Origin of the sequence: Sediminibacillus halophilus (assembly GCF_900103695.1) — a bacterium.
Taxonomy (GTDB): Bacteria; Bacillota; Bacilli; order Bacillales; family Amphibacillaceae; genus Sediminibacillus; species Sediminibacillus halophilus.
Genome location: NZ_FNHF01000004.1, coordinates 16,658 through 31,426, shown reverse-complemented (window position 1 = coordinate 31,426; position 14,769 = coordinate 16,658). Strand labels below are relative to the sequence as shown.

At 38.0% G+C, this 14,769-nt stretch carries 9 protein-coding genes; all 9 read right to left on the bottom strand.

Annotated features, from left to right (window positions below; all coding sequences use genetic code 11):
- Positions 1 to 171: 171 nt before the first annotated feature.
- Complete coding sequence (locus tag BLR82_RS14085) at positions 172 to 1,491, bottom strand: Na+/H+ antiporter family protein (protein WP_074600124.1); 1,320 nt, start codon at positions 1,489 to 1,491, stop codon at positions 172 to 174.
- Positions 1,491 to 2,450 (bottom strand): formimidoylglutamase, encoded by a 960-nt coding sequence (gene hutG, locus BLR82_RS14080; RefSeq protein ID WP_074600123.1) that lies wholly within the window; start codon positions 2,448 to 2,450, stop codon positions 1,491 to 1,493. Before hutG ends, BLR82_RS14085 begins: the two co-directional genes overlap by 1 nt.
- Positions 2,443 to 3,657 carry an imidazolonepropionase gene (gene hutI, locus BLR82_RS14075; protein WP_217629895.1) on the bottom strand — a complete coding sequence of 405 codons (1,215 nt, stop codon included), beginning with the start codon at positions 3,655 to 3,657 and terminating at the stop codon, positions 2,443 to 2,445. The genes hutG and hutI overlap by 8 nt, the downstream gene beginning before the upstream one ends.
- A 121-nt stretch (positions 3,658 to 3,778) precedes the next feature.
- On the bottom strand, positions 3,779 to 5,437 hold the full coding sequence (gene hutU / locus BLR82_RS14070; protein WP_074600121.1) for a urocanate hydratase: 1,659 nt from the start codon (positions 5,435 to 5,437) through the stop codon (positions 3,779 to 3,781).
- Positions 5,438 to 5,451: 14 nt separating this feature from the next.
- On the bottom strand, positions 5,452 to 6,978 hold the full coding sequence (gene hutH, locus BLR82_RS14065; RefSeq protein ID WP_074600120.1) for a histidine ammonia-lyase: 1,527 nt from the start codon (positions 6,976 to 6,978) through the stop codon (positions 5,452 to 5,454).
- A gap of 110 nt (positions 6,979 to 7,088) precedes the next feature.
- Positions 7,089 to 7,541, bottom strand: coding sequence for a histidine utilization transcription antiterminator HutP (gene hutP / locus BLR82_RS14060; protein ID WP_074600119.1), 453 nt, complete (start codon positions 7,539 to 7,541; stop codon positions 7,089 to 7,091).
- A 1,019-nt stretch (positions 7,542 to 8,560) separates the two neighbouring features.
- Positions 8,561 to 10,579 carry an RNA-directed DNA polymerase gene (locus BLR82_RS14055; RefSeq protein ID WP_074600118.1) on the bottom strand — a complete coding sequence of 673 codons (2,019 nt, stop codon included), beginning with the start codon at positions 10,577 to 10,579 and terminating at the stop codon, positions 8,561 to 8,563.
- A 112-nt stretch (positions 10,580 to 10,691) separates the two neighbouring features.
- Complete coding sequence (locus BLR82_RS14050; protein ID WP_074600117.1) at positions 10,692 to 11,945, bottom strand: RNA-dependent RNA polymerase family protein; 1,254 nt, start codon at positions 11,943 to 11,945, stop codon at positions 10,692 to 10,694.
- 833 nt (positions 11,946 to 12,778) lie between these two features.
- Complete coding sequence (locus BLR82_RS14045) at positions 12,779 to 13,693, bottom strand: hypothetical protein (protein WP_139186973.1); 915 nt, start codon at positions 13,691 to 13,693, stop codon at positions 12,779 to 12,781.
- Between the last annotated feature and the right edge of the window lie 1,076 nt (positions 13,694 to 14,769).

Genomic DNA, 14,769 nt, shown 5'->3' with positions numbered 1-14,769 from the left:
ATACGAATTACTTCATTTACTCCATCACCAAAGTGATGACCCGATCATCGAATGAGATAAGACCGTCCCTTTCCTTAGGACAACCCTATGATTTATCCGTTCACATTTTTTCCATTGTCCTTTTCATCTCTTCTTAACACTTATTTAAGGACTTGATCTAGTGTGACTCGGTTATAGCACCACAGCAGCCAGCACACCAAAAATAAACAGAGGTATGTTGTAATGCATGAATGTCGGAACACATGTATCCCATATATGGTGGTGCTTTCCATCCGCATTCAACCCGGAAGTGGGGCCTAACGTACTATCGGAAGCCGGCGAGCCTGCATCCCCTAATCCTGCAGCCGTTCCAATCAAAGCCGCAGTAGCCATCGGTGAAAAACCGACTTCCAAACAAATCGGCACGAACAGCGCTGCAATAATCGGAATGGTGCCGAAAGAAGAGCCGATCCCTATCGTTACCAATAGCCCAACAAGCAACATCACCACCGCAATAACAAGATGACTGGTGCCCAGAAACTGGGAGGCTGAAGTAACAAGTGCTTTGATTGCGCCCGTATCTGTCAGGACCTTTGCATAACCTGAAGCAATTAGCATGACAAATGCAATCATACCCATCATATGAATACCTTCGTTCACAAAACGATCCCCGTCTCTAAACGGAACTACGAGGAGTGCAAACATGGAAACAACTCCTGTAAGCGCCCCCAAAACAAGAGACTCGGTAATCAGTTGCACAACCAGGGCAGCGGCAATGGCTATTAACGTAAGGAAATGATGTTTTGAAAATACAAGTTGTTCGTGTTCCGCCGACGCAGCAATCTCCCCTTCTGCTAACGGGGAATTACCCATTGCACTAAGTTCCCTGTCTTTTCTGTAGGTAATAAATATTGCAAATAGTAAACCGGCAACCATACCAATACCCGGAAGGATCATCGCTTTCGTAACAGTTGAAAGTGCTACGTCCATGCCATTAGCAGACATTTCACTTACGATGATCCCCTGAAAAATCAACCCAAAACCAGCTGGTATCGTCAAATAAGGTGCTTTCAGACCAAAAGTCAACGCCGCTGCTACACCGCGGCGGTCCACCTTCATCTTGTCAAACAGGTGCAACAACGGTGGAATAAGTATTGGAATAAACGCAATATGAACTGGTATGACATTCTGAGATAAACATGCTGCTCCTGCAATCACGAGTAAAAGGATCGAACGCTTCCCGCTTATTAGTTTTACAAGTCTTTTCACCAAAAAACCTACGATTCCTGAAAAACCGATCATTACAGCGAAAATCCCCAACAAAACATAGCTTAATGCGGTATCGGCCAACCCACCCATGCCGGAAATCATGAGATTCGTTGTCTCTGTTAAGGAGAGACCGGTCAGCAGTCCTGCTACCTCAGCAGCTACAATAATGGCAAATATGACATTCACCCGCATTAAACTTAATGCTATGAGAACAAGAACTGAAATAATAACAACCCATTCCATTATCCTTCCCCCTCATGGCTTCTATTCAGAAATTGTAATACCACATGCGCTGCAATCCGGCTTGTCATGTTACGAAAGTCAATCGTCGGATCAATCTCAACAATATCGATGGCACGTACGGATTTTTCGCCTCCGAGATAATGAACCGCCTCCAGAAGCGTTTCGCTGTCCATGCCTCCTGGGCCGATTGCGGGGCATCCGGGAGCAAACGCTTGATCCAACACATCCATATCAACGGAAACATAGATTACATCGACTTTTTCTTTCAAACGGTTTACGCTTTCTCGTAAAATATCAGTGATGTTGCGCCGCCGCACCTCCCTCATCGTATAAATTGATACACCGTGGTCCTTCCCGTAATCATGGTATTCGCGGCTATTTGAAAAATTGCGGATGCCGATTTGGACGAGGTTTTCTCCTTTTAACGTGCCCGACTCTATTAGATTTCGGAAAGGCGTACCGTTGGAGGGCCCACCATCTATTAAATTCCGCAAATCATGATGGGCGTCGAATTGAATAACGCCGACTGTTCCCCTTGCTTTGGAAAAAGCTTTGATACTCGGGGAGCTTATCGAATGGTCACCTCCGAAAATGATCGGAGTCATTTCTGTCTGTGATTGGAATACTTGATAAAATGTATCTTCAATGCGTTGCTGGGATTTAATCAGGTCCGTCACGTGCATGTTCACGTCGCCAAAATCATGTAACTGGGTACACTTCAGATCAACATTGTCCTCAATAGCATACGTGGTATAAGAAGAAAAAGCGGATCGAATGGCCCCGGGTGCACTCGCCGCACCAGAATGACTGATAGACGATTTGGAAAGCGGGGCACCAAGAATGCCAAAGCCTTTCACTTTTTCCCCATTCCATGGCACGATGAGTTCGTGCGCCTTTGTCACTTCACTGTCTTTGAAAGTCGCTTTTCCCGCAGGGGATAAATGGGGGATGTCAGCCATGCCAGCCACCTCTTTCAAACACTTTTTCTCCGTTTTTCAATACAGTGTTAACATGATTCACACCATAGTGATATGGAATATATAAGTAGTTTGACGCATCCCAGATGACGATGTCCGCAACTCGGCCCACAGCAATTGTTCCTGCTTGATCCCCGCGTCCGATTGCATGAGCCGCATTCACTGTTACCGCATGCCAAATTTCTTCCGGAGTCATTTTCAGGTTTAAAGCAGCCAGATTCATAATGAATTGCAAGTTTTCGGTTACGGAACTACCCGGGTTGAAATCGGTCGAAAGTGCAACCGACACACCTGCTTCTATCATGTCTCTCGCTCTTGCGTGCTTTTCTTTCCCAAGATAAAACGAAGTACCGGGAAGCAATGTAGCAATCACGTTGTTTTCCGCAAGCATTTGGATGCCTTTATCGCTTGTGCCGACGAGGTGATCAGCTGAAATCGCCCCGACTTCCGCAGCCATTTCCGCTCCCCCGAGAGGATCAATTTCATCAGCATGAATTTTAACCTCGAACCCGGATTCTTTTGCTTTTTGTAAATATTCACGGGACTGCTCAACACTGAAAACACCCGTTTCACAGAAGATATCAACAAATTCTGCAAGTTTTTTTTCTTTGATATCGGGAAGCATTGCTATCATTTCATTTAAAAACATATCAGGGGCGTCTTTATAATCTTCAGGTATCGCATGTGCTCCCAGGAAGGTCAAAACTACATCAAGTTTGTGCTCCTCCTGAAGTTGTTTCGCAACCCGCATTTGTTTCATTTCCGTTTCATAGTCAAGCCCGTATCCGCTTTTCGCTTCCATCGTTGTAATTCCATAGCTCATCATCCGATTGAGATGAAATCTTGCTTTTTCGAGCAGCTCTTCCTCCGGCGTTTCACGCGTGGATTGGACGGTCGAAAGAATACCTCCGCCCTGTTTTAAAATATCAAGGTATGGCACGCCTTGTTGTTTCAACGCCATTTCGTGCTCACGTGATCCGCCGAATACGAGATGCGTGTGCGGCTCGACGAGTCCTGGTGTCACTAATTTTCCTTGACAGTAAATTTTTTCCTTTGCCTCGAAGTGTTTTAAGTCATGTGTTTTTCCAATAGCAATGATCTTGCCGTCTTTGATAGCAACTGCGCCGTCCTCCAAAACATCGAGTTTGCTCATATTTTGGCCTTTCACCGGCCCCTCGCTGCCATCCATCGTTAACAGTTGTCCGATTTGATATAACAGTATATCTGCTTCTTGTGTCACTCTGCTCCACTCCCTGTAAAAGATAATGGTAAGCAGACAGTATTCTAGACTGCCTGCACACCCGTAATGTCTATTCCATCATTGGTAAATGAACACCTTTTTCTTTCGCGGTTTGAATTGCAAGATCGTAACCGGCATCAACATGGCGGGCAATACCCATACCCGGGTCTGAGGTGAGGACTCGTTCCAAACGTTTCGCCGCTTCTTCTGTCCCATCGGCAACAATAACCATACCCGCGTGCATAGAATACCCCATTCCGACACCGCCGCCGTGGTGGACGGACACCCAGCTGGCCCCGTTCACACTGTTGATCATAGCATTTAAAATCGGCCAGTCGGCAATTGCGTCACTGCCGTCCTTCATCCCCTCTGTCTCTCGATTAGGTGATGCAACCGAACCACAGTCAAGGTGATCGCGTCCTATGACGATCGGTGCTGAGATTTCACCAGATGCGACCATTTCATTAATGATTTTGCCAAACTTTGCTCTTTCTCCATAACCGAGCCAGCAGATTCTGGAAGGAAGTCCCTGGAAGGATACCTGCTCCCTTGCCATTTTGATCCACTTGCACAGGTGTTCGTTATCCGCAAACTCTCTTAATATCACTTCGTCTGTTTTATAAATATCTTCTGGATCACCCGAAAGCGCAACCCAGCGGAACGGACCTTTTCCTTCACAAAACTGCGGGCGAATAAATGCCGGGACGAACCCAGGGAAATCGAACGCACTTTTTAGCCCTTCGTTATACGCTTCTTGACGAATGTTGTTCCCGTAATCAAACGTAACAGCACCCGCCTTTTGCAACTCAAGCATCGCCTGAACGTGGTCTTTAATGCTTGATTTCGCTCTTTTCAAGTATTCGTCAGGATTGGCTTTTCGAAGCTCTTCGCCTTCATGAAGGGACATCCCTATCGGCAAGTAACCGTTTAATGGATCGTGTGCAGAGGTTTGATCTGTCACAAGATCCGGAACTTCACCACGGCGAACGAGTTCTGGCAAAATTTCAGCGGCATTGCCAAGGAGGCCGATCGACAGGGGTTTGCCTTCATTCATTGCTTCCTTCGCCAACGTGAGCGCTTCATTCAAAGACTCTACCATCAAGTCACAATACTTCGTATCAATCCGGCGCTGAATCCGCTTTTTATCACATTCAATGGCAATGACTACCCCTTCATTCATCGTGACAGAAAGAGGCTGAGCTCCACCCATGCCACCGAGACCTGCTGTAACCGTTAGCGTCCCTTTAAGTGAGCCATTAAAGAGCTGGCGAGCTGCTTCCGCAAACGTTTCATATGTTCCTTGTAAAATACCTTGTGAGCCGATATAAATCCAGCTCCCGGCCGTCATTTGGCCGTACATCATTAAGCCTTTTTTTTCAAGGTCCCGGAATGTTTCCCAGTTTGCCCATGCAGGAACAATATTTGAGTTGGCAAGCAACACACGCGGCGCATCGGTATGTGATTTGAATACGGCAACTGGTTTTCCGGATTGGACTAGCATCGTTTCATCATTTTCAAGCGTCCTTAACGTTTCGACAATTTTATGATAGCTTTCCCAGTTGCGGGCCGCTTTTCCGATCCCGCCATATACTACAAGCTCTTCAGGCTTTTCAGCCACTTCCGGATCGAGATTGTTCATCAGCATCCGATAAGCTGCCTCCTGAATCCACCCCTTCGTATTTAATGTGGTTCCCCTTGGTGCACGAATGTTTGTTTTTACCTCTGCCATGATTATCTCTCCCTTTATATGAATTGTTTTTCTTTACTTACTGGATGCAAAATGGAATCCCAATTTCCTTGTTTCATCCATAATGCAACAGACTCAATATCTTTTGAAAAGGCACGGTCCTTTGTTATGGATTGGACAACCTCACGTCCTTTCCGGTATATCCTCTGTGTTCGTGGAGCCATGTGTTGGACACCACGAAACTCTGAAGCCTGTAATGCACAGATCATTTCGATTGCGACAACTCTTCTTGTATTGGCAATGATTTGCATAGCGTGTCTGGCCGCGATCGTTCCCATGCTGACGTGGTCTTCCTGGTTAGCAGATGACGGAATCGAGTCGACGCTGGCTGGGTGTGCAAGTGTTTTGTTTTCAGACACGAGGGAAGCCGCACTGTATTGCATGATCATTGCTCCAGATTCCAGCCCCGGCTTGGCACTTAAAAACGCCGGCAAATCGTTTAACTGAGGATTGACTAGCCGTTCAATACGGCGTTCAGAAATGTTGGCGAGCTCGGCTACTGCAATACCTAAAAAGTCCATGGCCAATGCAATCGGCTGGCCGTGAAAATTGCCGCCTGAGATAATTTTCTGGCCGCCTTCAAAAATGAGTGGGTTGTCTGTGGCCGCATTGATTTCGATTTCAAGCTTACTTTTTACATAGTTAAGGGTTTGCCATGTCGCGCCATGTACCTGAGGAATACAGCGCAGTGAATAAGCATCCTGGACCCGGATTTCCCCTTGCCTGGTAATAAGATTGCTTCCATCAAGATATCGACGCATCCGTTCTGCCACGTCAACTTGTTCCGGGTACCCTCTTGCGAAATGGATATCTTCATCAAACGCATCAATGATTCCGCGCAACCCTTCCATCGTGATGGAAGCAGTCGCTTCGGTTTGCAGTGCAAGTTTTTCCGCTTCCAAATAAGAAACAACTCCCACCGCTGTCATGGCTTGCGTACCATTAATCAGAGCCAGGCCTTCTTTCGCGGTTAATGTAATCGGCGTAAGTCCGACAGTGCCAAAAGCTTTCATTGTCGGCATTCTCTCACCTTTATAAAACACTTCCCCTTCCCCGATTAAAACCAATGCCAAATGGGAAAGAGGAGCAAGATCACCGCTGGCTCCAAGTGAACCTTGTTGGGGAACAACGGGATGAACATGCTCATTCAGTAAGACTAACAATTTTTCTATCAGTTGTTTTCTTACACCCGAATATCCCTTCAGAAGCGCATTCGCCCTAAGCAACACCATGGCACGACTGACGATTTCGGGAAACGGTTCGCCGACGCCGCAAGCATGACTGCGAATCAAGTTCAATTGCAGTTCTTCGACATCTCCTTTTTCGATTAGTACGTCACTCATCTTTCCAAATCCGGTGTTGATTCCGTAAACGGTTTTTCCTTCGTTGACTACATTCTCTACCGCTTGGCGGCTTTTGCTGACACATTCCCAGCTCTCTTTTGAAGCCTGCACTTTTTCCTGATCATACAACACGTGTTTGACATCCTCTAAGGTTAATGAGTGTCCTTCTAATGTAATCATTGTATGCTCCTTTCCTTTACAGTAATAAAGTGGATATAAAAAGGGGCTGTACCAAAGAAAATTTGATTTCTTCGGTACAGCCCCCTATTCGCTAATATCTATGGGCTACATTATATGTGATTGACTCCCAATCCAATGGTTTCGTGCTCCAACCCCTTGACAGGAGCACCAATCGTTCCATAAAGCGCAATGGCCAACCATTCGCCTTCTTCTTCGTTGTCGTACGGATTTCCCCGCACAAGTGCGAATCTTAACCCGACCGTCCGTAATATCGTACCCAACTGGACTTGCCCGCGGGTCACACCGTGAAGCGCTTCGATGATCGCATGGTACAAGGCGTGCAATTCCCTGTAAAGATCGGCCTTGATAATACCGTTTCTTTTCGCCGCTGTTTCGATAGCTGCAACCACCTTGTGTGAATCCATCGAACCTACTTTCCCTGTGCAAAACTGCCACTTTTGACGATCAATTTGTTTATTAAAATCAGGATCGTTTTCAAACTGTTCATTTAATACCAATAACATCGCCTGCTTGCCAATTCTTCGGTCAACCTGTAAAAGCAAGATCGATCACTCTCTTCTAATATCTAAAGAACTACCACTATTGTAATCGCTTACATATATGATGTCAAAGTATTTTTTGAAAATTTTATTGGTTGACTTTGCTTTCTCTTTTACTCCTCTTTAACTTATTGGGGTAGAGCTTCTCTTGTTGCCATGTAAATCCAGTACACCTAGCAAAAACAATAGCTGTTCCAGTACTAACTTCCAATCAAGTAAAAAAGTTGAACATCGCTGTTGCCAAAAGACTTAAAATAAATATAAAATTTATAAAAGTACGTGAAATATCTTCATTAAGGATGAATTTTACTGAGAAAAAATAAATTCCTATAACACTGATAATGTAGAAGAAAGCATCTTAAACATAAGGAAATTTAAAAAGTACAGTTCCAAGAAAAAGAAAAAAACATATAGCCGAGTTATTAGTTGGTTTTTTCATACTCCCTCTCCTTTTAAACGAAGTGCGTATCACACCTTATCATATCAATTTATTATCGAAAAATACAAAATATTCCAAAAAAAGGTAGCGGGTGCAGGAACAACGGGGTTTTTATTCGCTTATTTTCTAAAAGAAAATATGAAAGTTCATCAAGTTGATATGTTAGAACCAAATCCATCAAGAGCGTCCTTTGTTATTTGCCTCAGCCGTTGGGTGTAATACCAAATTCTTTCCCAATGACGACTATGTTAACAATATGCTCATAAACACCATAATACAATCACAAGATACATCTCTTTTAGCTGAAGCAGGTATAGCTCTTGAGCAAATAATGGGTAGTCTCGGTCACTCAAATGAATCTACTAACAAAAGATGTTTATCTCCATGGAACACAAGAAATGAAAAAGAAGCTTCCTAAAAGTTTAGTCAACTAATGAGAAGCCTCCGTTAATATCCTCAATGTAAGCAAAATGTGAGCATTTCACTCGCTTTCTTTCTTAAAAACCCACTATATGCCTCAAACAGAATCCACTAATATATTTTAGGGGTTCTGTTTGTTTCAATAAGTGATTGCAGTTCATCACTATCTCGATGTATTAATTTGATCATTTATATCAGGATTAAAAACAGTTCTATCTTTTGTGTAGTAAAAATAACTTCTATAATAACTATATTTTGAGAAATTCCACTCGATAAAATGTAAATTTTCATTTAAAAGAAATTTTATAATAAGTGACTTCGCTCTATTTGCAGGGCTATTACCAAGTTCCTCATTAATACTACTTAACTTTTCTTTTATCTCCTTCTTTAACTTAATATTTATTTTAGGGTAACTAAAGAAAACAAATACCCACCAAGATAAATCATCTTGGAAAAAGTCGTTCCAATTTACACTTTCAAGTTTACTTTTTATTAATGAGTTTACTCTCCGAACAATATTTCTAGAATTGATAAACTTTGACTCAGCCATTAAACATAATGAAGCTATTTTGATGGGTGACTCATCAGAGACTACTAATTCTGTTATTTTCTCTATAAGAGAACGAGAAATATTTAAATCGTAATTGGAAATAAACAATAAGATATCAATCCAATCTGATGGATGGTTATTAAAAATATCATTCTCGAACCTTTCTATATTTCTTTCAATTATTTCTTGAATATCATAGTTATTATTTTCCGCTACCTCAAGTAATTTAACAAGAATCCTAACCACCTTTTGAGTAGATGCATAACTAACTGATTTTGTGTATAACAGTAGTACAAAACTGACTAATTCATTAACTTCAATATTAATATCTAATTCAGTCTTATCTTCTATCTTTTTTAAGAGGGTACTTAAAATGTAAGAAGATATTAATGAATTTTCATGGCTAGATTTTATAGCTATATTCAGTTTACTTCTAATATCCTTATATCTTATTTTTCGAGCGTATTTTTTATTTTCATACTTTGTAGAAATACTTGAAGCAACTTCTAAATATGAATCAGATAAAACATCTTTATTTTTTACTTCATCTATTATAATACTTAAAAGGTCCTTCTGAGGATCATGCTCAATTTTAAAGATATCCATTATATCACTCATAATAGGGATTAAATTGTAAATCCATGAATTAAGAGTCTCATCTCTTTCAAAACTAGTCTCTTTTAACTCATTTATTTTTAATTGGAAATTATTAATTAAGTTAGAAACTTCTTTTTTTATAATTAGTTGTGTCTGTCTATCATCTGAAAAAATATAGTAATCATCAACAAATCTAAAAATTTTATAATCAGTATTCTCAGCCAGACCTTTTTCCAGTAAATTATTTAACAGTTTTTGATCTAAATGTACAAATAGAAATTCGGCTAATAGTCTACTAATTTCAGGACCAACAATTATTCCGTTAGTTTTAGATCCATTTATATTCTGCAAATATTGATCTATGTTTTTGTATACAGAATTCGAAGCTTTTAAGTTCTTTGAATCATAAATCTTATTTGAAATTAGCCATTTGTATGAGTGTGTATAAATACTAGGAAAACAATCTTGGATATCAATTACATCTAACACCTTAAACTTATCTCGTTGATAAGTAAAAGATATGTCGTTCAATAATTGAGTAATCGTCTTGAAAGGGTAATGTTTAAAATAAGTTCCTGATGATTCTAAAGTTATAAGTAGTTGTTTTTTTGTATTTTCAGTATAATATACCGTTTGTTTGTTATTTTTCTTATAAGTTAACGAATTTGTCCTTCTAGATTTTCTTGCTGAAAAGTCTTCTTTGTTATGTGTAATATTTATTATGTCATGTTCATATAATTCAATGAAAGCTAGAGATTGAATCAAACCTAATGGATTAATTAAAGAGATTTCTCTAAAACTTCCGCTTCTCTTACGCACTTTAAACTTTAATGGTGCTGAATGCCATTTTGAGTTAAAGTGCTCAGATTCAAGTCTAATATCTTTTATTATCCTACTTAATTCTTTTTTATTTTGCAGTAAATACTCATAGAGAAAGCGATGAGTGTAATGATTTCCTTTTTCATAAGGCAGTAAGTCCGTTAATAAGTAATCTATCTTTTGTCTATTAAACCTCTGAGACTTCTCATTCTTCATTTTGACACTCCTATTAAATTAATGGTAACCTATACATACACAATATCAAGAACTAGCACTTGCTAGCTCTTAAAGGGAATGGCGAGATGAAAAATCATCTCGCCATTCCTATTTATTTTATATTTCTTAACAATTTATTTGCTAATTCATTATAACTATAGTTATTTAAATTCTCATTAGTAAAAAACATTACTCTACTTTTTAAATCACTATAACTCAATCCAATTTTTTTATGTAGTAAAATTGCTTTATTATTTAAGAATAAAGAAATGAATTTTTTATTTTTTATTTGGTTAACAATCTTAGAGGGTATATCGATTCCATGTCTTTTAAAACAAATAAATATTGATTTACAAAAAAAGTTTTTAGTATCATTAGTTATCTTTTCAAAGTCATCATTATGAATAATAAACTTTTTTAATTCCTTATAACTATCACTTATCCCCCTAACTTGCCACCGAATTTTAGTCTGATTTTTCTTACTTCCATAGTAAACTATTCTTTTAAACAAAGCCTCTAATTCAAAGCTTAATAATTGCACATTATTATGATTTTTAAAATCTAATATAATCCTTTCTATTTTTTCATAATACTTGTCCAATTTCTTTTTAGCTATTCCAATATTAAATGGTTTGCTAGCGGACTGACCTTTTTCAAATTCGTATCCTAAATAATCAAACCTATAATTTATAGTATCCGAATTTTGATAATCTGTTTTAGCTTTATTTAAAGCTAGCTTTTTCCCAAAAACTTCAGTAATAATTTTTTTGATTTCATATTCTAGATAGGAATGACTTACCCTTTCATCTAGTATTAAAATACAATCATCCACAAATCTTGCAAAGTGAAGTATATTCTTGCTAAACTTATTTCTAATTGCAAAATCAAATTTTTTACCTATTATTTCTATAAAAGCGTTATGCAATCCAATACCTGGTGTGAATTCTGATAAATTAAATAGGTACTTCTTTAAAAAATTATACTCATAGGTTTTCAAATTAATAGAGTCTTTTAAAAGATCAAAACATTTCTTTGGATTTATATTATAAAAGAAATCCTTAAAATCAAACTTGTATAGGGTATACCTATTATACCTATGTAAGTATGGTATTATATTCATTAACTCAGTCATTATATATGAACGATTTGGGTAAGTTACTTTATAGTAAGAATTTAAAAGTAATTTATAATACTCTAAAGTGATCTTTTCTATATCAGGTATCGACTCTTTTTTTATTATTTCCCTTCCTTTAATCTTCTCCTTCTTATAAGTAGATATCCCCTTGCTATTTTCTATTATTTTGTAAATATAGTCTTTTTCTTCATTAAATTCATTTGCCAATCTCTCAATAATCTTAACCCTCATAAAGTCCCTCCCTTTTCATGTTTCAGGTGTGGCTTTTCATAATATATATGAAATAAAAACTTTTACTTTATATCCAAAATTCTACATTTTTTTCTAAATTCCTTTCTATACTACAGAAAAAAATTTAATTAGTTTAATGAATGAATTTCAAAAAATGGCGAAGGAAGAAGAGCAGTTTACAGATGATAAGATTCATACTTTATAAGCAAGCAGGGGCAGTCTTATTATCTCACTCTTTTAGAAAAACTTCCCACACTCCCTACAGTGATGGGTTCTCTGATACAACAATGTACCACGTTATCCGTCCCCTCAACTGGGAGAAGAAACTATCGCTATGGAGAGAAGATGGCATAACACATATGCTATTAAGTTAACGTTTGAATGTGAAACTCCGACTGTAACGAATATCGTAAAAACGTTAGAGAAAAAGGAATTTATTAATACACGTGATGGTGCCATGGAAAAGTGCCAATTAAATAAAAGGTCATTGTTTCCGTACGGTCCACCTTTTTTCTAACTTTAATATCGTTCGGTTTCTTACTTAAGTAATCTTGATAATATTTAACTTATCCAAAACTTTCTCCAGCTTTTTTTGGTGATTCCAGTTTTCTAGCGTTCATTTCATCATTTGCTAATTTATAGATGGAACGATTAACAAATTATGGAATGGGTCGGTTATAACTTATGATCAAAATTACCCAAAATGTGAATCTCCATGTAACACAAGAAATAAAAAAAGAGACTTCTCAAAAGTTACTTAACTAATGAGAAGCCTTTCTGAAACAGTTGTTCACACATAGGTCACCCCATATGATTAGATGGTTAACCCCACGCTAAATAGCACCATCGATACTTACTCCATTGAACAAATTGGGGTAGATATTAAATACACTTAAAATTTTGTTAATTTCAGGTTTAGAAGATATTGATGCTAAACTAGGTATATCTTTAAACTTAAAATATCGATCATTTATACTACCTGAATACTGCTGCAATAAAAGGAATAAAAAGAATTTTTCACTTGAAGAAATTGATTTCACTACATTCTCTAAATGATCAAAATTTATACCGACTTCTTTTCTATTCTTATCAAATCCCCCTTGCCTAATCAAAATACAATCTTCAAATTTAAGTAAAGGAGAACCAAAGATTTCTTCCCATAAATCTTTAATAAGTTTGTATTTTGTGTATTTCTGATACTTTGATTTTAGACATAACTCCAATTCTGATAAAACGTCCATTAAGATATTTATAAGATTCTTGGCTTTCTCAATTGAGAAAGTGTTCCCTTTCACTGTTCTCTTACCGAGGAGATATTCTCTGTTAGAAATAGTATTATCATGTACCAGTTTATTTCTATACTCCGAAACCTCCTCTATTGCTCTTCTATCAAACGTCAATTCAATAGCCATGAGACTTTGTGCTGTTTGTAAGAGGGCTAGCGCATTACCTTTCGAAAGGGATTTAATTTCGGCATTAATAATAGTATCGAGTATGTAATTAGGTGAATAATAATTATTAAAAATATCTGAATTTTTAAGTTTAAGTTGTTTTTCATCTGATAATTTTTCTGGAAAGGCAGCCACTATACGTCGTAAAGCCTCACAAATACTACTTTCAAATAAGGCAAATGAGTAAACAAAAAATGCTTCAAAGTTATTTTTTTTCAATTGCACAGACATATCTTTAATCTTTTCAATATTTACCCTAAGGTCATTAATCAGTTCTTCGCAAATAAGCATCCTCATTGCCTTCACCAGCCTCATTTAATTAATAGAAATTGAGAGTGTACTTCCTTGCTTCGAGGTAAACGATTTTGAAGGTTTATTTATTTCATACTTCATGAATACACTTCTAATGCTCCGTACTCAATCGATTATCTTCAAACTCGACTAAATGGGCCAGCAAAGTTAATTAGAAAGTCCTCACTACTTATCCTACCAGAGCTCCCTTTAGTGAGGTTGATTTTCAAGGGCGCAGCAACTATTGCAAAATGATGCTACTAAAATTACTAACGTCGGTAATGCAACAGCTAGAAAGCTTAACTATTTGCAGCTAATTGTCTCATACATATTTGCGAAAGTTACTGGAGGCAATAAGATATTCTAAGTTGAATCATTTTTTCATGGAAAAGAGGGCCAACTAAACTCCTTGGAACGTAAGATATTTGAAAATATAAATGGCGCTTAATGTATAAGTGACTATTTTCTTAGAAAACAACAAAAATTTATAGGGAATATAAGTCTACTTCATTTAAAATACTTCTTGTCTTATGAAGGCAGTTCAAAAAGCTTAACGCCTAATAGAAGGGGAATAGCATTAGTCGATAGAAACAGTTTTAGACGAATATAAACTCCCTGCGGTCGTTCTACCCTCACCGGATTCCTCTCTCTTAAATTCATATTAACTCATACTTAACGTTAGAGCATCACAATAGATAGTCGATTAATAAAATAGCAGTTTCCATGTGGGAAACTATTTAGAATTTCCGAAGAAAAAAGTTTACCTTAGGGAAGTTTATTTAATATTACGCTAAACATCGTTAATATCGCTAACAACTGTCTTTTACTGTCGCCATATTGAGATAACAAATAAAGCGATATAAAAAAGCAGAGAAATGTATTCCATGCTACAAATATAAATCGTCTAAATTCGTTTTCTATTTTTTCTTGCTGAGGCTGAACCACTCTTCAGAGTCTTAATCTTACGTATGTAAGTTTTTATAGTATTATAACTCTTTCCGTCTTCTATTTGCGTAGTAGCGTTCATAAAAATTATTATAACCATCTAACACTTATGCTTTTACGTCACTTTTTTCACGCTA